The organism is Chryseobacterium lactis (assembly GCF_003815875.1).
Taxonomy (GTDB): Bacteria; Bacteroidota; Bacteroidia; order Flavobacteriales; family Weeksellaceae; genus Chryseobacterium; species Chryseobacterium lactis.
Genome location: NZ_CP033924.1, coordinates 2,976,827 through 3,002,737, shown reverse-complemented (window position 1 = coordinate 3,002,737; position 25,911 = coordinate 2,976,827). Strand labels below are relative to the sequence as shown.

General features: G+C 36.4%; 20 protein-coding genes. 8 read left to right on the top strand and 12 right to left on the bottom strand.

The window, feature by feature from the left end; translation table 11 throughout:
* Positions 1-31 precede the first annotated feature (31 nt).
* Entirely contained in the window at positions 32-1,381 is a 1,350-nt protein-coding gene (locus EG342_RS13400) for an ATP-binding protein (protein WP_103294110.1), read from the bottom strand.
* 184 nt (positions 1,382-1,565) lie between these two features.
* On the opposite strand from EG342_RS13400, the gene EG342_RS13395 reads away from it, so the two are divergent.
* Positions 1,566-2,216, top strand: coding sequence for a hypothetical protein (locus EG342_RS13395; protein WP_103294109.1), 651 nt, complete (start codon positions 1,566-1,568; stop codon positions 2,214-2,216).
* Complete coding sequence (locus EG342_RS13390; protein WP_103294108.1) at positions 2,213-2,851, top strand: hypothetical protein; 639 nt, start codon at positions 2,213-2,215, stop codon at positions 2,849-2,851. Before EG342_RS13395 ends, EG342_RS13390 begins: the two co-directional genes overlap by 4 nt.
* A gap of 38 nt (positions 2,852-2,889) precedes the next feature.
* Here the strand turns inward: EG342_RS13390 and msrB are convergent, their stop codons facing one another.
* The 4 genes from msrB to EG342_RS13370 form a co-directional block, all read right to left on the bottom strand.
* Positions 2,890-3,999, bottom strand: a complete 1,110-nt coding sequence (gene msrB / locus EG342_RS13385) for a peptide-methionine (R)-S-oxide reductase MsrB (RefSeq protein ID WP_103294142.1) — start codon at positions 3,997-3,999, stop codon at positions 2,890-2,892.
* Positions 4,000-4,009: 10 nt separating this feature from the next.
* Complete coding sequence (locus EG342_RS13380) at positions 4,010-4,462, bottom strand: DUF417 family protein (protein ID WP_103294107.1); 453 nt, start codon at positions 4,460-4,462, stop codon at positions 4,010-4,012.
* Between the two features lie 79 nt (positions 4,463-4,541).
* Complete coding sequence (locus tag EG342_RS13375; protein ID WP_103294141.1) at positions 4,542-4,811, bottom strand: hypothetical protein; 270 nt, start codon at positions 4,809-4,811, stop codon at positions 4,542-4,544.
* Positions 4,812-4,820: 9 nt separating this feature from the next.
* Positions 4,821-5,378, bottom strand: a complete 558-nt coding sequence (locus tag EG342_RS13370) for an RNA polymerase sigma factor (RefSeq protein ID WP_185126931.1) — start codon at positions 5,376-5,378, stop codon at positions 4,821-4,823.
* A gap of 275 nt (positions 5,379-5,653) precedes the next feature.
* Here EG342_RS13370 and alaS point away from each other — a divergent pair, with 275 nt between their 5' ends.
* From alaS to EG342_RS13340, 6 genes are all read left to right on the top strand, one after another.
* Positions 5,654-8,257, top strand: coding sequence for an alanine--tRNA ligase (gene alaS, locus EG342_RS13365; protein WP_103294106.1), 2,604 nt, complete (start codon positions 5,654-5,656; stop codon positions 8,255-8,257).
* 341 nt (positions 8,258-8,598) lie between these two features.
* On the top strand, positions 8,599-10,077 hold the full coding sequence (locus EG342_RS13360; protein WP_103294105.1) for a hypothetical protein: 1,479 nt from the start codon (positions 8,599-8,601) through the stop codon (positions 10,075-10,077).
* 65 nt (positions 10,078-10,142) lie between these two features.
* Entirely contained in the window at positions 10,143-11,957 is a 1,815-nt protein-coding gene (locus EG342_RS13355; protein WP_103294104.1) for a cytochrome-c peroxidase, read from the top strand.
* A gap of 212 nt (positions 11,958-12,169) precedes the next feature.
* On the top strand, positions 12,170-14,569 hold the full coding sequence (locus EG342_RS13350) for a hypothetical protein (protein ID WP_103294103.1): 2,400 nt from the start codon (positions 12,170-12,172) through the stop codon (positions 14,567-14,569).
* A gap of 34 nt (positions 14,570-14,603) precedes the next feature.
* Positions 14,604-14,840 (top strand): hypothetical protein, encoded by a 237-nt coding sequence (locus EG342_RS13345; RefSeq protein ID WP_103294102.1) that lies wholly within the window; start codon positions 14,604-14,606, stop codon positions 14,838-14,840.
* Between the two features lie 7 nt (positions 14,841-14,847).
* Positions 14,848-16,317, top strand: a complete 1,470-nt coding sequence (locus tag EG342_RS13340) for a M20/M25/M40 family metallo-hydrolase (protein ID WP_103294101.1) — start codon at positions 14,848-14,850, stop codon at positions 16,315-16,317.
* A 958-nt stretch (positions 16,318-17,275) separates the two neighbouring features.
* Here the strand turns inward: EG342_RS13340 and ilvA are convergent.
* From ilvA to folP, 7 genes are all read right to left on the bottom strand, one after another.
* Positions 17,276-18,541, bottom strand: a complete 1,266-nt coding sequence (ilvA, locus tag EG342_RS13335; protein ID WP_103294100.1) for a threonine ammonia-lyase IlvA — start codon at positions 18,539-18,541, stop codon at positions 17,276-17,278.
* A 12-nt stretch (positions 18,542-18,553) separates the two neighbouring features.
* A complete protein-coding gene (ilvC, locus tag EG342_RS13330) occupies positions 18,554-19,600 on the bottom strand; it encodes a ketol-acid reductoisomerase (RefSeq protein ID WP_103294099.1) in 1,047 nt (348 codons plus the stop codon).
* A 91-nt stretch (positions 19,601-19,691) separates the two neighbouring features.
* The gene (locus EG342_RS13325) at positions 19,692-19,973 is read right to left on the bottom strand and encodes an ACT domain-containing protein (RefSeq protein ID WP_103294098.1); all 282 of its coding nucleotides are present in this window, start codon (positions 19,971-19,973) and stop codon (positions 19,692-19,694) included.
* Positions 19,974-19,984: 11 nt separating this feature from the next.
* Positions 19,985-21,709 (bottom strand): biosynthetic-type acetolactate synthase large subunit, encoded by a 1,725-nt coding sequence (ilvB, locus tag EG342_RS13320; protein ID WP_103294097.1) that lies wholly within the window; start codon positions 21,707-21,709, stop codon positions 19,985-19,987.
* An 11-nt stretch (positions 21,710-21,720) separates the two neighbouring features.
* Positions 21,721-23,400, bottom strand: a complete 1,680-nt coding sequence (ilvD, locus tag EG342_RS13315) for a dihydroxy-acid dehydratase (RefSeq protein WP_185126930.1) — start codon at positions 23,398-23,400, stop codon at positions 21,721-21,723.
* Between the two features lie 213 nt (positions 23,401-23,613).
* Entirely contained in the window at positions 23,614-24,486 is an 873-nt protein-coding gene (gene ilvE, locus EG342_RS13310) for a branched-chain-amino-acid transaminase (RefSeq protein ID WP_103294095.1), read from the bottom strand.
* A gap of 365 nt (positions 24,487-24,851) precedes the next feature.
* Positions 24,852-25,718, bottom strand: coding sequence for a dihydropteroate synthase (folP, locus tag EG342_RS13305; RefSeq protein ID WP_185126929.1), 867 nt, complete (start codon positions 25,716-25,718; stop codon positions 24,852-24,854).
* Between the last annotated feature and the right edge of the window lie 193 nt (positions 25,719-25,911).

Here is a 25,911-nt window from a genome sequence, read left to right as displayed (position 1 = left end):
CATCTCGTCCCATTTTCATTCTCTAAAATACCTACTCCTCTTTCTCGCCGTTATGATGAAAGCCGATTGCTCTTCTAGGTTCTTCCACTACTTTATAAGCTTCCAATTCCTTTTTCAGCGCCTGAATTCTGAATTGAAATTCCTCATAATTATTAATGATAACATCCGCTAAAAACCGGGCAACCTGATCGAGGTATTCTTCAGTCAGTTTTCCGGCGGCGTCCCGTAAAGCTGAATTGATAAGATTCTGATCGATTTTAAGCTTTTCGTTTCTGGTTCGCTGATAAAGATTTTTAATTCTTTTTTTAAGGCTCTGGGTAAAGTCAATCAACATGGTATTGCTGAAAGCTCTCATTCTTGATGAAACTTCATGCCAAAAAGGAACTTTATCTGCTTTATTGTTTTTGAGTATTTTATAAAGTAAAGAATCTTCTTCAAGACCTTTTGTCATTGAGTACAAAATAATTTCTGAACGTTCTGCTGCATTGGGAGGAAATATAGGAATCATCACATCAAATCTTCCGGGAGCCAATATTTCTTCATCAATCTCTGAAACAGAATTGGCCGAGCCCACCATCAATACACCTTCTTTTTCAAATTTTCCGATATAATGAAGGATCAATTCCTGAGCTTCCAGATTACAGGATGCCACATCGGTTTCAGCCTTTCTTTCCATCATAATATCATCAAAATCATCAAGGAACAGCAGTACCTTATTTTCCTTCATCATATTGAGCAGGAAGTCATTAAAATTGGTTTCATTTCCGTCAACAAATGAAATCCCCAGATAATGCTTTTTCACTTCTTTAAATTGATATCCGATAATTTCTGCGATTTTATTGCCCCAAAAAATTTTCCCGCTTCCGGGAGGGCCATACAATATAATCCCTGCAGGCTTGTTGATTCCCCAGTCTTTAATCTGTTGTGGGTTCAGAAACGGTTCCAAAGCTGCTGATGTATAGAAAAACAAATCTCTGTATCCTATAAAATCTCTTTGCTGAAGACTTGTTTTATGACCAAAATAATCATAGACAAACTGGTAATTTCCGCCCAGTTTATTATCGATTCCATAGCTTGAAATAGAGGATTTAAAAAAACCGTTGTCAAATATATTCGGATTATTTTCTTTCAGCGCTTTTTCAACTTTATCTTTAGGCTGATTGATGACTTCCGCAATCTGCTCTACTGTTTTATTTTTATCCAGATCTTTTTCATATAATCGTAAAAAATCTATGTTTTCACGAGCAAATTTTTCAAAATCGTCCTTTACTTCGAAATTGGTACTGATACAGTCTACGAGTTCAAGGTCAAAATCCTGTATAAACTGTTTGATGGCTTCGGCAGAGACATTCAGTTCTTCCGCCAGTTCGATTAACTTCATAAATCCTTATTAGTGCTATCAAATTTAATATTTTAATCTTAAAAATATAATGAAAACGAATATCTTTTTCATTATCATCAATTGTATTTCCGATGATCTTCGGTTCATCCTTATCGATTTCGCTTAAAAATTGCCTTATTCAAAAAGGGTAATCTTTTTTTATTACTTTTATAAAAAACATAAAGTGAGAAAAATATATTACGTACCCGGGCTGATCAGTGCTATATTGATACCTGTTTTATTTTGGTATTATGGGAGCCAAAAGGCTGAGGAAATTAATATTTCAGTAATAGATATAGGCCTTCCTGCCAAAATAAGAGACAATAATGAAATGTCATATATTACCTTTGAGCCTCTTAGAAATTGGGATTACAAGAAAATAAATATAGCCTCTGGAGCAGCCAAGGAAAATTCAAAACTATATGTTTCTGAACTAAAGAACCTCCAAAAAAGAAATGAGAAAGAAACAGGAATAGAATTTATTTTAGATCAAAATAATACATATGGTGATTTTGTTTCTCTTCTCAACGATATGTCTATTGCAAAACACGGCACCTATGCTTTAGATATTGAAAAGACAGGTCATCTTTTTGCAATAGTTGAATACGAAGATCCTAATCGTACAGATCCAGAATTTGAATGCCTACTCTGTAATGACAATATTTCCATAACTGAGGAGGCTTATGACCCCAATCTTTTTGACAAAATGCAACAAATTTATACAGACATTCCCAAAGATGTCTATTACTTCATTTTTGGGTTTCTATTATTTTTGAATATATCCATGTTGAGTATCAAAGAAAATCTTCAACTCATTCCTAAAAAACTAGCATGAGAAAAATATATTATGTACCCGGACTTATAAGTGCGCTATTAATTCCTGTTTTATTTTGGTATTATGGGAGCCAGAGAATTCATCCAGTCTATTCAATCATAGATCTGGGACTCCCTGCAAAAGTTATTCCTCAAACTAGCTTAGATAATACCTTTGAGCCATATAGAAATTGGAATTACAAAAAAATCATAGTTAAGCCAAACACCGCTTTTCAAAACCGGGATTTTTATGTTTCCGAGCTTAAAGAGCTACAAGCCAAAAATGAAAAGGAAACAGGAATTGAATTTGTTATAGAAAATCAAAATACTTATAGAGACTTTATAGCCCTAATTGACGCTATGATTCTGTCTAAACAGGAAGCTTATTGTGTTGATCTCGAAAAAACAGGACATTTTTTTGCAGTACATTTCTATAAAGATCCCAGTCAAATTGAAAGAGGATATGATGTTGTTGGAGGTGAATATCATTATGATAATAGACCTTCTTATCGAGGTTTTGAAAAGATAAAATATTTACTTGAGCTTCCTAAACAGGCCTATTACATTATTTTTGGACTTTTGTTATTCGTAAATATATCCATGTTGAGTATTAAAGAAAGACTCTTACTCTCCAAGAGGAATTACACTTTTCATTAAAAAATAAAAGGCTGCCAATTGGCAGCCTTCCTTTCAAATTACTTTTTATCTAACAACGGAAGGTATTTTCCGTATCCTTTTCCTTCCATCTCCGCTTTTGGAATAAACTTCAGAGAAGCACTGTTGATACAGTAACGTAATCCGCCTTTATCCTGAGGTCCATCAGTGAAGACGTGTCCCAGGTGGGCATCTCCCGTTTTACTTCTTACTTCCACTCTGTCCATACCGTGGGTACGATCTAGTTTTTCATCAATCAAAGTTTTTGTAATCGGTTTTGAAAAACTCGGCCATCCACAACCTGATTCAAATTTATCGGTAGAAACAAATAAGGGTTCTCCTGTTGTAATATCTACATAGATTCCTTCGCGGGTTTCATTCCAATATTCGTTTTGGAAGGGCTTTTCTGTATCGTTTTCCTGAGTTACACTATATTGTTCTGCAGTCAACTTTTCTTTTAAAACCTTTTTATCCTGTTTCTGATAGGTTGTTGTTTTGGGCTTTGCCGGAAGTGGGTTTGCTTTTTTGGCCATTTCAAATAATCCGGGTTCAATATGACAATAGCCTCCAGGGTTTTTATCCAGATAATCCTGATGATAATCTTCTGCTTTATAGAAGTTTTTCAAAGGGATAGTTTCTACCAGTATAGGTTTATTATAATTTTTAGCAAGCTTCTGAACTTCATTTTTCACCACCGCTTCATCAGTTTTGTCCGTAAAATAAATACCGGTTCTGTATTGGTTTCCTCTGTCATTTCCCTGCTGATCTTTACTTGTAGGATCAATTGTTTTAAAATACAGATCAATTAATAATTTCAGATCTACCTGCTCAGGATCATATTTTACCTTTACGGTTTCAGCAAAGCCTGTTGTGTGGCTTACCACTTCTTCATAGGTAGGATTTTTACTATTTCCATTGGCATAACCGACCTCAGTTCCTACAACTCCACGAATTTGTTGAAAGAAATGCTCTGTTCCCCAGAAACATCCACCTGCAAAATAAATTTCTCTAGCATTTTTATTATCCATAATTTCCTGATTTTCTTTTTCTTTTCCTACTTCTTTGGACTTTGTATTTTTAAAAAGTCCCGATCCTGCAGCAAATACTGCTATACCCAGAATGATTCCGAGTACAATTAATATATTTTTCATTTTATTCTTTTTATTCATTATTCTTATTTTGAAATAGCATTAATCCAAATCCAAGCAACATCAAATCTTTTAAGATAAAGAAGTCTGTAACAGGAACTCCATCTACCGTTTTCCACATTCCCGGAGTCGTAAAAAGATAACTTAATGTCACCGTAAATGTTACTACCATTCCTATTCCTGCATATCTTTTTAGTACAGCAAATTTCGCACTAAATATGAGGAGTAAAGCAATGATAATTTCTATCGCTCCGATAAGATTTGACACTGCCTGGACGCTCATAATCTTATATACGAAAAAGGTTAGAAAATGGTTTTCAACCAAGGGTTTAATTCCTGCTGCTTCAGTTGGGGTAAATTTGAATATACCAATCCAGAGTAAAATAAGTGCAGCTCCGAAAAGTGAGATATAATATCCTGACTGATACGTTAGATTTTTGTTTGAAGATTTTGTTGTTCCGACCATTTTTTTAGATTTTAAATGAATACTTATATTATTTTCAAAAGTATAGTCGGAGCTATTTTAAAATCCTGACAAAATTTTATTAAAAATCTAATTTTTCAATCATTTTATTTTTAAAATCCTGAATTTCAACTTCATCAATTTCAGCATTTTTTTGGGAAAAGGTCTTTTTAAAAACAGAATCAAGAAGAGCTAATTTCTTGTTGTACATTTTACACCATTTACAGATCATCAAATGCAGACTGAGCTTCCGGTTCTCTTTAGAAGAAATGGAATGTGCATTTCGTTTTTCCATGAGTAGAGTTGCTTCACTGCATGGTAAAAATAAGATATGTAGAATTTTTTTTATCATTTTAAACATTTATCTTCCTGAAAACCAATTAAACTCGAGACATTCTCTAAGCTGCATCCGGCATCTCTGTAAGATCTTCCAAAGGTTAGTCGTTGAAACATCCAATTCCTGACTTACTTCCGGTGCTTTTTTTTCTTCGAGGTAATACATTTTAAGTAAGATTTTCCATCTGGCCGGGAGTTCTTCGATGCAATCTTCTAAGGTTTTATTAAAATCATCATTATCTAAAAGTTCAGGTTCCTTTCCGGAAACGTCCCAGTCATTTAAAACATCATTATTTTTCCAGGATCCTGTTTCATCAAAAAAGTGATCAAGTCTGATATTAGGCTCTGATTTATATTTTTTCCTATAAAAATCTGCAATTTTTCTATTCAAAATCGCCATCAGCCAGGTCAGCGGCTGGCTTTTCCCTTCAAAAGAATCATAACTGGAAAATGCGGCAAGAAAAACTTCCTGAACAACATCCTGCGCATCTTCTTTATTGGAAAGCATATACAACGCTTTTTTTAATAACGGGCCGGAATATTCATCTATCCACTTTTTAAGAGTCTCATTTTTCATCACCATGAGGAAATTATAAACGAAGATAAGATTTTTTAAATTGTAGAGTTAAAAGTGCAGAATTTACTGTCTTCAATTGGTTCTAAACCTAACAGGTTTTGAAAACCTGTTAGGTTTCAATAGAACAAATTATCAGATCCATTAAAAACTATGATGTATTATTATGTCAGATATTTGATAAAACGTACTTGAAAATATCAAATAGTAGACATTAAATCACCTAAAAATCTTAAATTTGCATCTTATCAAAATTTGATATTAAAAAAAGCAAAAGCAATACTATGACATCACAAGAGATACGTCAAAAATTTTTAGATTATTTTAAAAGTAAGGATCACCTCATTGTTCCTTCGGCTCCTATCGTGCTGAAAGACGATCCTACCCTTATGTTTTCCAACTCAGGAATGACTCAGTTCAAAGACTTTTTCTTAGGCTACAAAACGCCTACGGCCCCTAGAATTGCCGATACACAAAAATGTCTGAGAGTTTCAGGAAAGCATAACGACCTGGATGATGTGGGTAGAGATACTTATCATCACACTATGTTTGAAATGCTGGGAAACTGGTCTTTCGGGAATTACTTCAAAAAAGAGGCTATTGCTTTTGCCTGGGAATTACTGACTGAAGTATACGGAATTCCAAAAGAAAATTTATATGTTACTATTTTTGAAGGTGATACTTCTGAAAACCTTGACAGGGATCAGGATGCATTTGATTTCTGGAAATCTCATATTTCAGAAGACAGAATCATTAACGGAAATAAAAAAGATAACTTCTGGGAAATGGGTGCAAGCGGACCTTGTGGACCTTGTTCGGAAATCCATATCGATTTAAGAACTCCAGAAGAAAAAGCTAAAGTTTCTGGTTTAGAATTGGTGAACAACGATCATCCTCAAGTGGTGGAAGTTTGGAATCTCGTTTTCATGGAATTTAACAGAAAAGCAGATGGTTCTCTGGAAAAATTACCTGCTCAGCATGTAGATACAGGAATGGGCTTCGAACGTCTTTGTATGGCGCTTCAAGGGAAATCTTCCAACTATGACACTGATGTTTTCACTCCATTAATTGCTAAAGTTGAAGAACTTTCAGGTAAGAAATATACCGGTATTTTAAAAGACGAAAAAGATATTGCAATCCGTGTGGTAGTTGATCACATCAGAGCGGTTTCTTTTGCCATTGCAGACGGACAATTGCCTTCAAACGGAGGAGCTGGTTACGTTATCAGAAGAATTTTGAGAAGAGGGATTTCTTATTCTTATCGATTCTTAGATATGAAAGAACCTTTCCTTTACAAATTGGTTGCTGTTCTTCAGGAACAAATGGGTACCTTCTTCCCTGAACTTGGAAAACAAGGAAAATTGGTAACAGAAGTAATCAAAAGTGAGGAAGAATCGTTCCTGAAAACAATTGAAAACGGACTGATCAGAGTTGAAAAGCTAATTGAGCAAACGATCGCAGACAATCAGAAAGTATTGCCTAGCGAAGAGGTGTTTGAATTGTACGATACCTATGGATTCCCGGATGATTTAACAAGAATTATTGCAGAAGAAAAAGGGTTAACGATTGATGAGGAAGGATTTAAGGCGGAAATGGCCAAGCAAAAACAGCGTTCCAAATCTGATTCTGCTCAAAAAGTATACGATTGGGTTGTTTTGGAAGAAAAACCTGAAACATTTGTTGGATATGATCAGATTGAATCTGAAACCTATATTACAAGATACAGAAAAGTAGAAAATAAAGACGGAGAATTCTATCAGGTTGTGCTTAGCAACTCTCCTTTCTATCCTGAAGGAGGAGGACAGGTTGGTGATAAAGGAGTATTGGAAAATGCTGCTGACAGCTTTGAAGTATTGGAAACCAAAAAAGAAAACGGATTAATTGTTTCATTAATCAACGGTCTTCCGAAAGATGCAGGAGCTCTTTTCTATGCCAGAGTAAATGCTACTGAAAGAAAAAATTCACAAGGAAACCACTCTGTAACTCACCTTTTACACGAGGTATTAAGAGAAGTTTTAGGAACTCACGTAGAACAGAAAGGTTCTTATGTAGGACCTGATTACTTACGTTTCGACTTCTCTCACTTCAATAAAATCACAGAAGAAGATCTTGCTTTAATTGAAGATAAAGTAAATAAAAAAATCAAGGCTGGCATTGCTTTACAGGAATTCAGAAGCATCCCGATTCAGGAAGCTTTAGAGAAGGGAGCAATGGCTTTATTTGGTGAGAAATATGGTGACAGCGTGAGAATGATCCAGTTTGGAAGTTCAAAAGAACTTTGTGGAGGAACTCACGTGAAAAACACCAGCGAAATCGGTCATTTCAAAATCGTTTCTGAAGGTTCCGCAGCAGCAGGAATCAGAAGAATTGAGGCCATTTCCGGAGATAAATCTGAAGAATACTTCAACAATATTGAAAAGCAAATGGCTGAACTTTCTCAGTTATTAAAATCTAAAGACATTGTAAGATCTATCGAGAAATTAATCGAGGAAAATGCTTCGTTAAAAGCTGAAGTAGATGGACTGAAGAAAGAAAAAGCAAAAGGAGAAATCAGCGATTGGAAAAATGCTTACGAGCAAAAAGGAAACAAACAGCTTCTGGTAAAGAAAACTTCTTTGGACGCCGGTTCTGTGAAAGACATTGTATTCCAGTTGAAAAAAGAAATTCCGGGTTCAGTAACGATTATTCTTTCAGATTCTGACGGAAAACCTATGATCACTGTTGGAGTTTCTGATGATCTGGCTGCAGATTATCAGGCTGGAGCTATCGTCAAAGACCTTGCGAAAGAGATCCAAGGTGGTGGTGGTGGAAACCCTGGTTTTGCTACTGCTGGTGGTAAAAACCTTGCAGGATTGGAAAATGCATATCAGAAAGCATTAAGTATCTAAAAAATAGAAAATCTATTATATAAACAGGCTGTTTCAGATTTGAGACAGCCTGTTTTTTTGCCACTAATGCACGAATTCCTTTATAAATCTGTACTTTAAAATTGTGACATTTGTGTTTTTATATTTGTGGTATTTGTGTTTTAGAAAAAACATTTTGCATTCATTCTTAAATCTATCAATAAAATTTTCTTCGAAAGCAGCATTTTTATTTATATCCATTCTAATTATTGACCTTCGCTTAACAAACCATGACCTAATCTTAAACTAATTGTTTCGTCTTCTTAAAGCCCAGTTAACAATAGACCCTTAGTTTTGTCTCATCGAAATTCAAAAAAACAATTATGAAAATTCACAAAACTATTGGTGCTCTATTCTTTGCTGCCCTTGTTTTTCAAGGCTGTAATGATGATAACAACGGAGACGGAAATACCCCGGTTAATAACCAGATTAAACTTGAAAACTTTTCTAAAGAGTCTGCTTTCGTCTACGGAATGCAGGGTTTTGAAAACTTAAACATTACGACTCTTATTTCAAGTTCTGATATACTTTCAGGATCTCCAGACTTCGTTTTTGGGGGTCAGCCGGATGGAATGGGAATTATGAAAGATCCCAATTCTGACGGTTATTTAATGATTACCAATCACGAGATTAAGCAATCGGTATCCAGAGTCTATTTAGATAAAACATTCAAACCTGTAAAAGGAGAATACATTTTAAACGGAACCGGAGGAATGACCAGATTATGTTCTGCAACGTTGGCAACGCCTGAAACTCACGGTTTCAGTGCATTTCTTACCGCTGGAGAATCCGGAGAAGAAAGTATGGTTCATGCTATAAATCCTTTAGCTCCTGCATCTCAGGCATCTGACAAAACAAGAGTAAAACCGGCTTTGGGAAAAGCTTCCATGGAAAATGCAGTTCCGCTTCCTAAAGATGTGTCTAATGGAAAATCTTATATCATTATTGGTGAAGACCAGTCTTATTCTTCGTCTCACCAATCTGCGGGTCAATTGATCATGTATGTAGCCAACACTCAAGGAGACCTGGATAACGGAAAATTATATTCATTAAAAAGGACCAACAACAACTACACAGAAACTGACATGACAAAAGGTAGCAGTTACGATGTAGAATTTGTTGAAATCACCAACGCGAAAAACCTTACAGGAGCTCAAATCAATCAGAAAAATATTGATAATAATGCCATTCGTTTTTCAAGAGTTGAAGATGTAGATTATAGAAAAGGTGCTGGAAAAGGAAGAGAAATCTATTTTACGGCAACCGGAGAATCTTCTGACGGAATTAGTCCAAAACCAGGATTAACCATGTGGGGAAGAGTTTACAAACTTGTTCTTAATGCTAATAATATGCTGACAGGAAAACTGGAAGTTGTTGCAGAAGGAGATTCTAATCCTGGCCACAATCTGATTAATCCTGATAACCTTTGTGTTACTGAAAACTTTGTTTACATCCAGGAAGACGGAGATTCTTATTATAAAGCAGCCGCTCACGATTCTTATATCTGGCAGCTTAATATTGCTACCAAGCAATACAAACCATGGTTAAACATGAAACATAACAGAAACGATACTGCATGGCAGACTGCTTACAACCAGTCCGGAGATCTTCAGAAATTCGGCTCATGGGAATTTGGAGCGATGACGGATATTTCTGACATCATAGGAGTTCCTAATACATTTACTGTAAACATTCACTCTCATACATGGCAATTGGATAAGTTTAAAAATCCTGACGGATCCGGAGTCAATACAAACAAAGAAGGTGGACAGGTTGTCATCATCAGAAACGTAGAAAAATAGCTTTTAATTACTCATAAAAATCCTAAGTATCAATAGAAATTCTTCTGTTGATACTTTTTCATACTATGAAGAAACTATCAAAATATCCGATACTTTTGTTTTTATATGCTGCAGCAGCTCTTCTTATCCTTTCTTATTGTAAAAATGAAAAGCCACAACCGGTATACGAAGATTTAGGTTCTGTAAAAAAAGAAATCATCAAAAACAATTCTGAATTCGAAAAGCAGATCAATGAACTGATCGGCCTTGTTCAAAAAAATGCAGACCAAAAATCCCTTCAGAAAAAATTTGAAGACCTTAGAAAAACCTACAAAAAAATGGAATGGGCGGTAGAATACTTCCTTCCTAACTCGGCAAGATTCATCAATGGTCCCGCACTTCCGGAGATTGAAATGGATGAGCATACAGAAATAGAAGCTGAAGGGCTACAGGTTTTGGAAGAAATGTTTTACCCGTATGATCAGGCCAATAAAGAGGAAGTCATCAGGTTTCTCAAAAAACTTATCAATAAAAGTAATACCATCGACACCAACTTCCAGGTAATTACCGTTAGCAAAAATCAGGTTTTTGATGCAGTGAGACAGGAAGCTTTCAGAATTTCAAGTTTAGGAATTTCAGGGTTTGACACTCCGATTTCCGGTACATTTTTACAAGAAATCCCCTATTCTCTTGAAGGCATAAAGCAAACGTTGCAACAGATTTCTACTGATCAGTCGAAAGATCAATCATTAAAAAGAATCAACATCGAAATCAGCTCTGCTATTAAGGTGCTGAAAAATAATACCGATAAAAATACTTTTGATTATATCAGTTTTATTCCTGACCACCTCAATAAAATCACTTCTCTTCTCCTGAAATTTAAAAAGCAGGAACAAATCCCGGACATTGAAGTAACCACTGCCTTGAATAAAAATGCTGCTACTTTTTTTTCAAAAAACGCTTTTAATCCTGATGCTTTTACTCCGGGAAAAGAATTTGCGTTTTCTAAGGAAAAAGCAGCCCTGGGACAACAGCTTTTTAATGATAAAATCCTCTCCAACAATAATAACAGAAGCTGTTCAACCTGTCACAACCCTGAAAAAGCATTCACTGACGGACTCGCCAAATCTATGTCTCTCGACAATGCAGAGCTTGCAAGAAATGCACCTTCATTGAATTATGCAGGATTCCAACACGGTCAGTTTTGGGATATGCGTAAGGATGATCTGGAAGGACAAAGTTCAGATGTAATTTCCAATAAAGAAGAAATGCATGGCGATCTCAATGTTATTCTGGCTAAAATTAATCAGGATAAAAAATATCGTGAGGCATTCAAAAAAATATATCCCTCGCAAAAAACGGAAGTCTGGCAGCTCCAGAATGTATTGGCAAGTTATATCCGCTCATTGGCAAAATTCAATTCTGATTTTGACGAGTATATGAGAGGAAATAAATCTGCCATGACAGAAAATCAAAAACGTGGTTTTAATCTTTTTGTGGGGAAAGCTCAATGTGCCATTTGCCATTTTGTACCTTTATTTAACGGAACGGTTCCTCCTACCTTTAAAAAGACAGAACAGGAAGTCCTGGGAGTTGCCATAAATGGAGATAATAAAGTATTTGACAGGGATTTGGGAAGAGGAAAATTCCATGAAACGGTTCCTACATTACAACATTCTTTTAAAACACCTACGCTTAGAAATATCAGCAAAACTGCTCCTTACATGCATAACGGAGGATATAAAACATTGAAAGACGTTATGAATTTCTATAATAAAGGAGGGGGAAAAGGCTTTGGATTTACAGTAGAAAATCAGACACTTTCCGATGCTCCTTTGCAACTTAGCGATCAGGAAATTGATGATATCATTGATTTTATGAGGGCTTTGGATGACAGATAAAAAAGGTGAAAACCGGAAAATAAAAGTAAATCGGATAATTATATGCCTGCAATATAAACGGCGAGACTTACCAGATTTCATGGTAAATATCATTTATAGAATTTTTTCCGGTTTAAATTATCCATTTAAAATTTAGATTAAATCAATGTTATACTATGTTAAAAACTTTTCTAACACAATAAATATGATTATTTTTGACATAGTTTTTCCACATGAAAAAGGGTTTATTATTATTTTTTTTTCTGATCTGCTTTTTGGGATACTCACAATCGAAAATTAAAATTGTTGATGATACCAGTCATAAGCCTATCTCAAATGCTAAAATATCCTGTGACAATCAAATTCTGGGTTATACAAACGCTCAGGGTGTTCTTGAATTTAAGACGACTTGTAAATCCATAGATATTGAAGCGGACGCTTATCAGGCAGAAACCGCATCTGTAGATAGCAGTATTGAAGTTTCAATGCTGAAAAAAACGTCAAAAATCACTACTTCTATTGAAACTGTAGTTATTGAGGATAAAAGTGACCCCAGAGCACTGGAAATTCTTAAAAAAGTAAATAAGTTATTCAATCAGAATTCTCCTAAAAGTTTAAGTTCTTATTCTTTTAAATCTTATGAGAAAGTGTCTTTGGACATTGATCAGGATAGTCTTACTCAATTCAATCAATATTTTAATGACATGAACCTTTTCAAGAAAAAAAGGGAGAAAGATTCATTAAATAACAGCAATGCAAGAAAGATATTTTCAAAAAGCAAACTCTTTCTTTGGGAAAGGGCTCAGGAGTTTCTGTATTCAAAAAAATACGGTGAGAAAATTAATATTCTGGACAACAGAATTTCCGGTCTGAAACAACCGGTCTATGAAATGATTGCTCTTCAGCAAAGCAACAGAGATGTTGTGCCTGAACAGCTTAAACAGGAAAACAGAGGGTTGTACAGATTCTTTCTTTCCGATACGATAGAACTTGACGGAAGGAAAAACTTTGTGATCCGTTTTCGTGAGGTAAATTATAAAAACCCGGATAGAAAAAGAAAATACAACGGTGCCATCTATGTAGATACTGAAACCTACGGGGTCAAAAAAATTGAAAATTTCAGTAAAAACAAGAATGACGGAATTATTACCAGTACATGGGTATTTTACAATAATAAATGGTTCCTCGCCCATGAAACGGCAAAGCTTAAAATGGGGAAAATGGCGATGGATGATAAAGACAGAGGGGAAAAGAAGGATAAAAAAAGCTTCGGCACCTACGCCTTTCTGACCTCAAAATATTTTGATTTCCAATCTCCTATTGAAGAAGATCCCAAGGAATTCAAAGGATACACCTTTGATATCAAAAGTATCGACGGGCATTCGCTTGAACATTACAGAACAGATCCGTTGACGGAAAGAGAAAGAAATACCTATAAAACGATCGACAGTTTAGGTAAAAAGTATAAAATTGACAACAAAGCCCAGATCATTTCAGGGCTTCTTAACGGCCAGATAAGGGTTAATTCTGTGGATTTTGCCGTTGATGAAATAGTCAATTTCAACTCTTATGAAGGCTTCAGATTGGGGTTAAAAGCTAAAATGAATGAAAACTTCAACCCATATTTCTCCCCTGATTATTATTTTGCCTACGGAGTAAAAGACAGAAGATGGAAGTATGGAATGGGTCTTGACGTAAAGACTACTCTGAAGAAAAATTCGTTCTTCAGATTTGAATTTTATGATGATGTAACAGCTTCCGGAGAGTTCTACAGAAGACTCTGGACCTTTAAAATGAGGATGATGAATTTTGGGAATAACCTAAACAATGATAAGTACTTTCATTTTAAAGGAACTTCCTTATCCTATCTGAATGACGTGACCAACGGGCTTACTCTTGCTTTTGCAGCAAGAAGAAATATTGAGGAAGCTGAGTTTGATTATCAGTTTAGAAATGCAGGGTCTTCATTTAAAAACTTTAATACGCTATTCACTTTAAAATATTCTCCGAATTCTACCAATATCATGACGCCACAGGGTAAATCTCTGATTGATCAGAAGTATCCTGAGTTATATTTTAATTACGAACAAAGCTACAAAGCATTGGGTGGAAATTTTAATTATTCCCGTTTTGATGCCCTGTTCCTTTATAATTTTAAAACACCTATTGGAACAACCGGTTTCAGATTATATGGAGGAATGGTTTTGGGAGAAGCTCCTATCTGGAAAAACTTCACCATGAACGGGCTTGCTTCACCAGGTAAAGATTTCAATTTCAACCTTACCTCGTTCCTTGGTTTTGCAACGCTGGAAGGTGGAAAGTATTATAATGACAGATTTGTAGCCTACTACTTTACCCACAGGCTTCCATTTTATTTTAAAAGTTTTGGCCACAATGTTTCCAGCTTCGATTTTGTACTAAGAGGAACCATTGGAGATATGAAGCACCCGGAATACCATCAGTTTAAATTCAAAAAACTCGATCACCTGTATCAGGAAGTCGGATTGGAGTGGAACAACTTCCTTTCCAGCTACTTCAATTTAGGATTCTTCTATAGAGTCGGATACTACGCAACGCCCAACTTCAAACAGAACTTTGCTATTCAGTTTAAGCTGAAATTCTTGGAGTTCTAAACCCTTTTAAGAATACATTATACAATATCATTACATGCAAAAAATCGAAATAAAAGCAGAACAGTTTTTTGAATTATTAAAATTAAAAGATACTTCCATGTGGGAAATTTTCTCACAAATGATCGATGGAAATGAGAAGGAAATTATCTTTTTAGACCATGAAGATAAAATTCTGTTCAACTATATTTTACCTTCTGCCCCTGAAAAATTAGAAGAAGACAGAAAAGAGTTCTCCAAACAATTTTCTGATAAACTTTCTTACTTGAATTAAAAAAAGAATGAATAAAAATTATATTTTTTCACTGCTAAGCTTATTCCTGTTTAGCCTCGGACATGCTCAGAGCTACAAAAAGCCGTTGATTTCAGCCATCAAAGAAACTGATCTCAGAAAAGACATGTATGAGATGGCTGCAGACCAATTCTGGGGACGCGAAGCCGGAACTTTGGATGAGCTTAAAGTTTCTATGTGGCTTGCCGACAAAGCTAAAGAAGCAGGAATGCAACCTGCCGGCGATCACGGAACTTTTTTCCAGTTTTTTGAGATGTACAGACATCAGATCACTTCCCAAAGCAGTTTAAAAATCGGTGATAAAAACCTCAATCTATGGAAAGACTTTCTGGTTGCGGAACCAGTCAATACTTCTGTAGATGGCGAAATTGTGTATACCGGAAATACTGAACCTGAAGATCTTTCTAAATTCAATATCAAAGGAAAAGTTCTTGCTGTAAATGCTTCTGATAAAAATATAGACAAAGAAATGACTCTTTTTGTAAGAAGATATCCTGGTTTTGTGCGAACTAAGTACTATAATAAAGCCTATGAACTGGGAGCAAAGGCTATTATTTTTATCACAGATGATATTTCTGAAAAAAGCTGGGTAGAAGTTCTGCCTCAAATGACCAGAGGAAGTTACGGAGTAGAAGGTTTAAGAGAGAAAATCACCAACAATATTCCTATTTTATGGATTAAAAGAGAAAATGCAAGCTGGGTAAAAAATAATCCTAAACTCTCATTAAATCTGATCACTGAAACGTATAAATACCCTTCTGTAAACGTTATCGGAAAAATAGAAGGAACAGATCCTGTCCTTAAAAGTGAATATGTTTTATTGAGCGGACATCAGGATCATGACGGCATCCGACATCCTGTAAAAAATGACACTATATACAACGGTGCCGACGATAATGCAAGTACCTGTGTAGCCATGCTCGCGATGGCCAGAGCGTATAAAAAGCAACCTGGAAAAAGAAGTATTTTATTTGTTTTCCATGGTGCTGAAGAGAGAGGATTACTGGGATCCAGGTGGCACGCTGCTCATCCCGTAGTTCCGAAAGAGAAAATTGTAGCCGTTCTGAACGGAGATATGATCGGAAGAAATGATAATAATGAAGCGGCTTTACTGGGAGGAAATGCTCCCCATAAAAATTCTGAAGAGCTTGTAAAAATGGCTGAAGACGCCAATAATGAAAGTACAAAATTCAAGTATTTAAAAGATTGGGACTCCCCGAATCATGCTGAGTATTTTTATTTTAGAAGTGATCATCTTCCTTATGCTAAAATTGGAATTCCGGCTGTGTTTTTTACTAGCGTATTACACGATCAGTACCATACACCACAAGATGAATCCGAAAATATCAACTACAAAAAGTTATATAAAATGACTGAATGGATGTACAGAACATCCTGGAAAGTTGCCAATGAAACAGAACGTCCGAAAGTTATTGCTAACTTTTCGCTTGAAAGATAAATAAAAAGCTTCACAAATTTTTGTGAAGCTTTTTTCATCATTGTGTTTTTAGAATCATGAACTTAACGAATAATCTTCTCGCCGATTAAGCAAATCCGGCAGATGATTGGATTTTAAAATCTGCATAATTTCCTTGATCAGCGTGATTTCTTAAAATAAATTCTGAATTTTCGGTATCAATATTTTATATGTATATATTCTTTTTAACGCAGTGCTTAAATGATTAAAAATGTTCTTTTACCTTGAAGCAAAAGAACCAAAAGTTCAAGACCTGCAAACTTCCGCTAAAAATGAAATCTGTTCTCTAAAAACTCTAAAACTCGTGCGGTAGCACTCTAAGTTTAGAATCAGAATTTGCCCCGCACTCAAACATAAGAGTTTTTTTAACGTTCACAGCGTTCATTTTCTTTACGCTCCAGTTTCCTATGTCATTGAAAATCTTTCTCAAAATTTGAAAATATAAGTACACTCATTAGCTTAAGTTGATTCTTTAATAATTGCCAACAACCAAATGTCTCACGACTAATAGTAACTCTCCACTTCCCTCTTCCAGCTTCCAGATTTTTTAAAGCAAATCCGGCAGATGATTGGATTTTAAAATCTGCGTAATCTCCTTGATCAGCGCGATTTCTTAAGATAAACTCTGAGTTTTCGGCATCAATATTTTACCTATATGTATTCTTTTTTAACGCAGTGTTTAAATGATTAAAAATGTTCTTTTACCTTGAAGCAAAAGAAGCAAAAGAACCAAAAGTTCAAGACCTGGAAACTTCCGCTAAAAATGAAATCTGTTCTCTAAAAACTCTAAAACTCGTGCGGTAGCTCTCTAAGTTTAGAATCAGAATTTGCCCCGCACTCAAACATAAGAGTTTTTTTAACGTTCACAGCATTCATTTTCTTTACGCTCCAGTTTCCTATGTCATTGAAAATCTTTCTTAAAAGTACACTTCCGGCCTTCCTAAATAAGTAGATTCATTAAGGAAGGGTCATTGTTCAGATAGTTTACAAAGAAATCATATTGTTTCATTTTTTGGAGCAATGGAGTAAAATCCTGCCTTTGTTTCAAGGCAATTCCCACAACAGCAATTCCTTTTTCTTTTGAATTTTTTTGAGTGTATTCAAAATAAGTAATGTCATCATCAGATCCCAGCACATCCATCACAAAAGCTTTCAAAGCCCCCGGACGTTGCGGAAATCTTACCAGAAAATAATGTTTTAACCCGGCATACAAAAGAGCTTTTTCTTTGATTTCTTCCATACGGGTAATATCATTATTGCTTCCACTGATTACGCATACCACATTTTTCCCTTTGATCTCATCTTTGAATTTCTCAAGAGCGGCAACAGAAAGGGCTCCCGCAGGTTCTACGACGATAGCATCTTTATTATACAACGATAATATGGTTTCACATACTGATCCTTCGTCCACCGTAGCCATATCGTAAAGCACATTTTTGCAAAGCTCAAACGTAAGATTTCCTACTTGTTGAACGGCAGCTCCATCCACAAAACGACTTATCTTTTCCAAAAGCACAGGACTTCCTTTTTCCAGTGCTCTTTTCATGCTGGCAGCTGCGGTGGGTTCCACGCCAATAATTCTGGTTTGTGGAGACAATTCCTGAAAAACAGTACAAATCCCTGCAGCCAGACCACCACCTCCAATGGGTACAAATAGATAATCGATGGGTTCTTCTGCCTGTTGTAAAATCTCCAACGCAGTTGTAGCCTGACCTTCGATAATAGCCGGATCATCAAAAGGATGAATAAATACTCCGTCCCGGTCTTTACAAAACCTCATCGCAGCATCTTTAGCCTCATCAAAAGTATCGCCATGCAAAACAATATCGATCTCATCACCACCAAACATTTTCACCTGCTCCAATTTTTGTCCCGGCGTGGGCAAAGGCATGAAAATAGTCCCTTTCAATTTCATAGCACTACAAGCAAAAGCTACTCCCTGAGCATGATTTCCTGCACTGGCACAAACCACTCCTTTAGCAAGATTTTCCGGAGACATAGTAGCCATTTTATTATAAGCTCCCCTGATTTTATAGGATCTTACCCTTTGAAGATCTTCTCTTTTAAAGTTTATTTTTGCTTCATAAATTGCCGACAGATTATTATTGACGGCTAAAGGGGTTTTTACAACAACCTTTTTAAGTCTTTCCTCCGCTTTGTAGATATTCTCTAAAGCGGAGGAACAGACTACTTCTTCTTTCATCATTGTTCATGTTGATTAATTGTTTTCTGGACGCAGACTTCGTACTGTCTTTCCTGCTCTCCACATTTCACTTTCTCTCAACTCAGTCAATTCTACTTCCAGTTTTTCTCTGTAATCTGGTTTGCTGTTGCTGTCGATGGATCTTTGAGCTTCATTTCCTTTGGCAACATTGTCGTACAACTCTTCAAATAAAGGCGAAGTAGCATCTCTGAAACGTTTCCACCAATCCAATGCTCCTCTTTGTGCTGTTGTGCTGCAATTCGCATACATCCAGTCCATTCCGTTTTCTGCAACTAATGGCATTAATGATTGGGTAAGTTCTTCTACCGTTTCATTAAAAGCTTCGGACGGGCTGTGTCCGTTTTTCCTCAACACATCATATTGTGCTGCAAAAATCCCTTGTACTGCACCCATCAGAGTTCCTCTTTCACCTGCCAAATCGCTGAATACTTCTTTTTTAAAATCAGTTTCAAATAAATAACCGCTTCCGATCGCTATTCCTAACGCCGTCACTCTTTCTCTGGCCTTTCCTGTTGCATCCTGATATACGGCAAAACTGGAGTTCAATCCTCTATCCTGCAGAAACATTCTTCTCAATGAAGTTCCTGATCCTTTTGGAGCAACCAGAAAAACGTCAACATCAGCGGGAGGAACAATTCCGGTGCGTTCATTGAAAGTAATTCCGAAACCATGGGAGAAATACAATGCTTTTCCGGCAGTAAGATGTTGCTTTACTTTAGGCCAGTATTCAATTTGTGCAGCATCACTTAAAAGATAGCAGATAATGGTTCCTTTTTGCAAAGCTTCTTCAATTTCAAATAAAGTCTCGCCCGGAACAAACCCGTCTGCTACCGCTTTATCCCATGATTTTGAGTTTTTTCTTTGACCAACAATCACATTAATACCATTATCTTTCTGGTTAAGTGCCTGTCCCGGTCCCTGTACACCATACCCGATTACTGCTACTACTTCATCTTTTAATGTTTCCTGAGCTTTTTGTAAAGGAAATTCTTCTCTTGTTACTACGTTTTCTTCAACTCCGCCAAAATTCAATTTTGCCATTTTTTTTGATTTTATTTATTATGTATTATTTTGATTAATAAAGATTCTTAAGTCTTATTTTTCTTCCTGCTTAACAGTTTCACTTTTATATTTAACTGGCATATTCCATTGCCGTAAAATGTGGATTTTTATGATAATGAACTTCCAGTACATCCACCTGTTTTTCCATTTGTCTTGTAATTTTCTGAACAGATTCTTCCGTTTCCTTAATGACGATGATGAATTTTTTAATTTTTTCTGTTTCGGAAGGCCCCACATTAAAAGTGACCATTGAGATTCTTCTTCTGGAAAAAATAGCATTGATCCGGCTGATCAATCCCAAATAATCTTCTGTGTAAGCTGTAATTGTATATTCTTTATGTTCTGTTTGCATCTTTTTCTTTTTTAAAAATTATTATTCAGTACTATTTCTGAAACACTTTTTCCCTGAGGAATCATGGGAAATACATTATGTTCTTTACCGGTCATGACTTCGAGAAGAAAAGTTCCCCGGTGGTCAAGCATTTCGAGAAGTCCATTCTCCAAATCTACTCTCTGAGAAACCTTTCTTCCAGGAATATCATAGCCTTTGGCGACCTGTACAAAATCCGGACTCTTAATATCTACTGACGAATATCTTTCTTCGTGAAACAATTCCTGCCACTGCCTTACCATACCGAGATAACTGTTATTAAGGATCAAAATTTTGATCTCTGGACGATACTGCATAATGGTTCCCAATTCCTGAATATTCATCTGGGCGCCTCCATCTCCCATGACCGCAATAATCTGCCTGCCGGTATCTCCATAAGCTGCTCCCATTGCAGCGGGAAGACAAAATCCCATCGTTCCCAATCCGCCACTTGTAATATTTGTTCTTGAATTATTAAATTTTGAATAACGACAAGTTGCCATTTGATGCTGTCCTACGTCAGTTACAATCACTGCTTCTCCTTCAGTCATCTCGTTGAGACATCGGATAACTTCTCCCATCGTGATCTCTCCTTCTTCAGGGTACAATTCACGATTAATAAGATTAATGCTTTCAATTTCATAACAATCTTTGAATTTTTTATGCCAGTCAGGATGTTGCCTTTTCTGAATAAGCTCAGTAAGAAGCGGTAAAGTATGCTTACAGTTCCCAAGAATCGGTACATCAACAATCACATTTTTATTGATCTCCGCTTTATCAATATCGAGATGAATCACTTTAGCTTGCTTCACATACTGGTCTAATCTTCCTGTAACACGATCGTCAAAACGCATTCCTACAGCAATCAAAACATCACATTGATTGGAAAGAACATTGGGTCCGTAATTTCCGTGCATTCCTACCATTCCTACTGCCTGCGGATGATCTGTAGGAATAGCGCTCATTCCTAAAACCGTCCATGCTACAGGAATTCCTGACTTTTCGGCAAACTCTAAAAATTCTTTTTCAGCTTTCCCTAAAAGAATTCCCTGACCTGCAATAATGAAAGGCTTCTCTGCTGTATTAATCAAAGCAGCCGCTTTTTCAATACTATCCATGCAAGGAACAGGATCAGGTCTGTAGCTTCTCAATGAGTGACACGGCGTATATCCTGTATAAAGAACATGCTGCAACTGGGCATTTTTCGTGACATCAATCAATACCGGACCGGGACGTCCTGATCTTGCGATATAGAATGCTTTAGCCAAAACTTCAGGAAGCTCATTGGCATCGGTAACCTGATAATTCCATTTGGTTACCGGGCTTGTGATATTCATGACATCGATTTCCTGAAAAGCATCTGTTCCCAAAAGATGGTCAAAAACCTGTCCTGTAATGCATACAACAGGGGTATTATCCAATAATGCATCAGCTAATCCTGTCACCAGATTGGTTGCTCCGGGACCACTTGTAGCCATTACCACACCTACTTCTCCTGAGACCCTGGCCAATCCCTGTGCTGCATGTACAGCTGCCTGCTCATGCCGCACCAGAATATGTTTCAGCTTTTCCTGATAATCATAAAGAGCATCGTAAATGGGAATAATGGCACCACCGGGATATCCGAAAATGGTTTTCACTCCTTCCTGAAGAAAAGCTTCAAGGATAATCCGGCTGCCGCTAAGCTCTTTTTCTATTGATAAATTCGGGTTCTTCATTTATGATTTTATTAAGTGATTTCGTCTGTTACGCAGCCTTCGGCGGCTGATGATACGGTAAGGGCATATTTGTACAAGAGTCCTTTTTTTACCTTAAGCTCAGGCTTTTGCCATCCTTCTTTTCTTCTGGCTATTTCTTCTTCAGAAACTTTTAATTCAATGGTATTGTTTACTGCATCAATTTCGATCAGGTCATTATCTTTCACAAAAGCAATCAAACCTCCTTCATGAGCTTCAGGAGTAATATGTCCTACCACAAAGCCATGCGTCCCTCCACTGAACCTTCCATCTGTAATTAAAGCGACACTGTTTCCTAAACCCGCACCTATCAAAGCGCTGGTTGGCTTCAGCATTTCAGGCATACCCGGTGCTCCTTTTGGGCCTTCATGACGGATTACAATGACATCGCCTTGTTGTACGGTTCCGTCTTCGATGCCCCGGATCAGGTTCTTTTCTCCATCAAATACTCTAGCTTTTCCCGTAAAGCGTTCACCTTCTTTTCCTGTGATCTTGGCAACACTTCCCTGTTCTGCCAGATTTCCATACAGAATTCTCAGGTGTCCTGTTTCTTTTATCGGGTTTGATAAAGGTCTGATAATCTTCTGCTTATTAAAATTCAAATCAGGAACATTTTCAAGGTTTTCGGATAAAGTTCTTCCGGTAACCGTTAAACAATCTCCATGTAATAATCCCTGCTCCAATAAGTATTTCATAACAGCCGGAGTTCCTCCATGTTCGTGCAAGTCCTGCATTAGGTATTTTCCGCTTGGTTTAAGATCAGCCAAAACAGGTGTACAGTCGCTCATTTTTTGGAAATCATCCTGGGTAATTGATACTCCGACGCTTTTAGCCATGGCAATAAAATGCAGGACTGCGTTGGTACTACCACCCAGAATAACAATTATGCGAAGTGCATTTTCAAAAGCTTTTCGCGTCATGATATCAGAAGGTTTGATATCTTTTTCCAATAATATTTTCAGATACTTTCCGGCTTCCAGACATTCTTCTTTTTTTTCTTCGCTCAAGGCCGGATTAGAAGAAGAATATGGCAGGCTCATCCCCAATGCTTCTATTGCTGATGCCATCGTATTGGCTGTATACATACCTCCGCATGCTCCGGCTCCGGGACAAGAATTTTTAACTACACCCTCGAAATCTTCTTCAGAAATTTCTCCGGCTATCTTTTTTCCCAGCGCTTCAAAGGCAGAAACAATATTGAGGGCTTCTCCTTTGTAACATCCGGGAGCGATTGTTCCGCCATACACCATGATTGAAGGCCTGTCAAGTCTTCCCATGGCGATAATAGTTCCCGGCATATTTTTATCACACCCCGGTAAAGCGATAAGTCCATCATAATACTGGGCACCACAGATGGCTTCAATGCTGTCTGCAATAACGTCCCTGCTTACCAGAGAATATCGCATTCCATCAGTTCCATTGCTCATTCCGTCACTTACACCGATGGTATTGAACACCAATCCTGCAAGACCTTGAGCCCAGGTTCCTCTTTTTACAACTTTAGCCAAATCATTCAGGTGCATATTGCAGGTATTTCCGTCATAGCCCATACTTGCAATTCCGACCTGAGCCTTCTGCATATCTTCTTCTGTAAAACCTATCCCGTACAACATGGCTTTTGCTGCGGGCTGCTCACTGTTTTGTGTGAATGTTTTTGAATATTTATTTAACATATTGTCTTGCATTTTCTTTTCTTCTTTTCTCTCAGTCCGGCATTAAAAATTTCCATTTTTCCGAAATTCATACATGAAGTTTTTATTTAATTTTGATCCAAAACTACAGCTTGTAATATTGTTTTAGTTTTAACTTTCCTGAAAACTACAATACTCAATCGTTTGAAAAACAGATGTATTTATTTGATAATCAATTGTTTAATTTTTAAAAATTTACAATGACAGAACTCTTACCATTTTCAAATAAGCCTGTTGTACTTTTTTACTTTGTGTATCTTCCCAGCTTCTGGTAAAAGGAACATCGTCCAATGAATCAAGGGCAACGATTTCGGCAGCGGTACCACAGAAAAAGCCTGCATCGGCACCACGCATTTCTTCAGGTTTAAAAAATGTTTCCTGCACAGGAATATCCAGCTCAGTACAGATCTCCATAACCGTTTGCCTGGTGATTCCAGGAAGGATACTTCCTTTAGCAGGAGTGAATAATACACCGTCTTTTTCATAGAAAACATTTGCCCCCGAACTTTCCGCAACATTTCCGTTTTCATCTAAAACAAGAGCTTCATCATATCCTTTGTCTTTGGCATCCTGGCAAGCCAGAATAGAATTTACATAATGACCTCCTACTTTAGCTTCAACCTTGAAAGCTTTGGGATTCGGGCGCTGGAAATCTGACGTCATGATTTTCATTTTATCAGCCAGATAACCGTTGCTCCATTCCCAGGCAAGTAAAGACAGGTAGGATTTTTTACCTTTGGAAAGAGACATATTGGGAGAACAGGTTACCAGTGGACGGATGTAAGCATCTGAGAATCCGTTACGTTCTAAAAGCTCATAGGTAAGTTCTGTAAGCTCATCTGCAGAATAATCAAAGGGAATATGCATCAGTTCTGCAGAGTTTCTCAGTCTTTCGTAATGTTCTTTAGCTTTAAAAATTTTGGTTCCATGATCTGTACTGTAGGATTTTATACCTTCAAAAACGGAATATCCATAGTGGAGAGATTGTCCGTAAAGATCTGTTCCGGCGTCTTTGGCTTTCATAAAGTTTCCATCAAAATAGATGACAGTGTCGTCGTTATAATACATGCTATAAAGGTTTAAAAAATTAACTAAGGGAATAAAAAAAGCCCTCTCACGCTGTGAGAGGGCTTCATATATGTACAGTCATACACTTTCCTTCTCACAGACGCAAGGGAATAATAATGACGATAATAATTACTGCTAATAACTGATACATACTTTGTACAATAAAAAATTAAAACAAAAAAGCCGTTTCAACGATGAAACGGCTTGTATATAATTTAAATTAAATTCTATTTAAAATGCCGCTTCCTTACTGTTGTTAATGACAACAGCAATAATAGAAATGACAATGATATTTTTCTGATTCGTAAAATTCATAGTGCAAATGTATAAACTTTTTAATTACTCACAAGTTTTTTTAACACTTTTTATTTTTTTCGTAAAAACTGAGTCAACGTTTCCTTTGCCGCAGCGACCTCATGAACCCTTAGAATTTTAGCCCCTTGTTCTAAAACTTTCCTATGAAGTTTTTGTGTTTCCTCATTGATATCCAATGGTGATTTTCCCAGTGGCTTATAGATAAATGATTTCCTGGAAATACCTATTAACAAAGGAAACTTTCTAAAACCAAGATATTCTACTTCGTTCATCATTTTCATCTGATCATCGACTGTTTTACCAAAACCGAATCCCGGGTCAAGGATAATATCTGTTACTCCTTTTTGTAAAAGCTCTGTTGCTTTTTGAGAAAAATATCTGTTAACTTCAAGAGTAATATCTTTAAATTCAATTTTATCATGCATGCTTTCATAAGATGGATTGACATGCATCAAAATATAAGGAAGTTTTGTTTCTGCTGCAATGTCAAACATCTTTGCATCGTACTGACCGCCTGATATATCATTGATCATATCAATTCCTTCATTAAACCCAAATTTTATGGTTTCTGCATAAAATGTGTCGAGTGAAATTAGTGCTTCCGGAAATTCTTTTTTAATCCGGGAAATAATATTTCCAATTCGGTTAATTTCTTTTTCAGCACTCAAAAATTCAGCATTCGGGCGGGTAGATTGTGGCCCGATATCAATAATTTCGGCACCTTCCTTCAGTAATTTTTCTGCTTGAATCAGGGCTGATTTTTCGCTATTAAATTGACCTCCATCTGAAAAAGAGTCTGGAGTAAGATTGAGGATTCCCATTATTTTTGGAATATCGAGCTGTACAAGACGACCATTACAATTAAGCGAAAAGGTAGCAGAGTCAGATGGTTTGTCTATAGAAAGGTTTGAGAGCATGGGATGTTTATAAATGATGAATGATTTTTGTAGGTTACAAAATTAGTGACTAATTTGGAATTGTAGCTGAGGAATAAAAAGAAAAGATGAGAAAAAATCTGATTCTTTAAGGGCAAAAATTGCTGAATTATCAAATACATACTAGAGTCTATTTTTTCAAAATATCCGAATCATTAAGATCTTTTAAGTGTTT

What these genes read in the sequence shown, in the direction of transcription:
- EG342_RS13400 (WP_103294110.1), bottom strand. Translation starts at nt 1,381, where the DNA reads ATGAAGTTAATCGAACTGGCGGAAGAACTGAATGTCTCTGCCGAAGCC.
- alaS (WP_103294106.1), top strand. Translation starts at nt 5,654, where the DNA reads ATGACATCACAAGAGATACGTCAAAAATTTTTAGATTATTTTAAAAGT.
- folP (WP_185126929.1), bottom strand. Translation starts at nt 25,718, where the DNA reads ATGCTCTCAAACCTTTCTATAGACAAACCATCTGACTCTGCTACCTTT.
- ilvC (WP_103294099.1), bottom strand. Translation starts at nt 19,600, where the DNA reads ATGGCAAAATTGAATTTTGGCGGAGTTGAAGAAAACGTAGTAACAAGA.
- EG342_RS13355 (WP_103294104.1), top strand. Translation starts at nt 10,143, where the DNA reads ATGAAGAAACTATCAAAATATCCGATACTTTTGTTTTTATATGCTGCA.
- EG342_RS13360 (WP_103294105.1), top strand. Translation starts at nt 8,599, where the DNA reads ATGAAAATTCACAAAACTATTGGTGCTCTATTCTTTGCTGCCCTTGTT.
- EG342_RS13370 (WP_185126931.1), bottom strand. Translation starts at nt 5,378, where the DNA reads ATGGTGATGAAAAATGAGACTCTTAAAAAGTGGATAGATGAATATTCC.
- ilvD (WP_185126930.1), bottom strand. Translation starts at nt 23,400, where the DNA reads ATGTTAAATAAATATTCAAAAACATTCACACAAAACAGTGAGCAGCCC.
- ilvE (WP_103294095.1), bottom strand. Translation starts at nt 24,486, where the DNA reads ATGTATTATAACGACGACACTGTCATCTATTTTGATGGAAACTTTATG.
- msrB (WP_103294142.1), bottom strand. Translation starts at nt 3,999, where the DNA reads ATGAAAAATATATTAATTGTACTCGGAATCATTCTGGGTATAGCAGTA.
- EG342_RS13325 (WP_103294098.1), bottom strand. Translation starts at nt 19,973, where the DNA reads ATGCAAACAGAACATAAAGAATATACAATTACAGCTTACACAGAAGAT.
- EG342_RS13350 (WP_103294103.1), top strand. Translation starts at nt 12,170, where the DNA reads ATGAAAAAGGGTTTATTATTATTTTTTTTTCTGATCTGCTTTTTGGGA.
- ilvA (WP_103294100.1), bottom strand. Translation starts at nt 18,541, where the DNA reads ATGATGAAAGAAGAAGTAGTCTGTTCCTCCGCTTTAGAGAATATCTAC.
- EG342_RS13340 (WP_103294101.1), top strand. Translation starts at nt 14,848, where the DNA reads ATGAATAAAAATTATATTTTTTCACTGCTAAGCTTATTCCTGTTTAGC.
- EG342_RS13375 (WP_103294141.1), bottom strand. Translation starts at nt 4,811, where the DNA reads ATGATAAAAAAAATTCTACATATCTTATTTTTACCATGCAGTGAAGCA.
- EG342_RS13380 (WP_103294107.1), bottom strand. Translation starts at nt 4,462, where the DNA reads ATGGTCGGAACAACAAAATCTTCAAACAAAAATCTAACGTATCAGTCA.
- EG342_RS13390 (WP_103294108.1), top strand. Translation starts at nt 2,213, where the DNA reads ATGAGAAAAATATATTATGTACCCGGACTTATAAGTGCGCTATTAATT.
- EG342_RS13345 (WP_103294102.1), top strand. Translation starts at nt 14,604, where the DNA reads ATGCAAAAAATCGAAATAAAAGCAGAACAGTTTTTTGAATTATTAAAA.
- ilvB (WP_103294097.1), bottom strand. Translation starts at nt 21,709, where the DNA reads ATGAAGAACCCGAATTTATCAATAGAAAAAGAGCTTAGCGGCAGCCGG.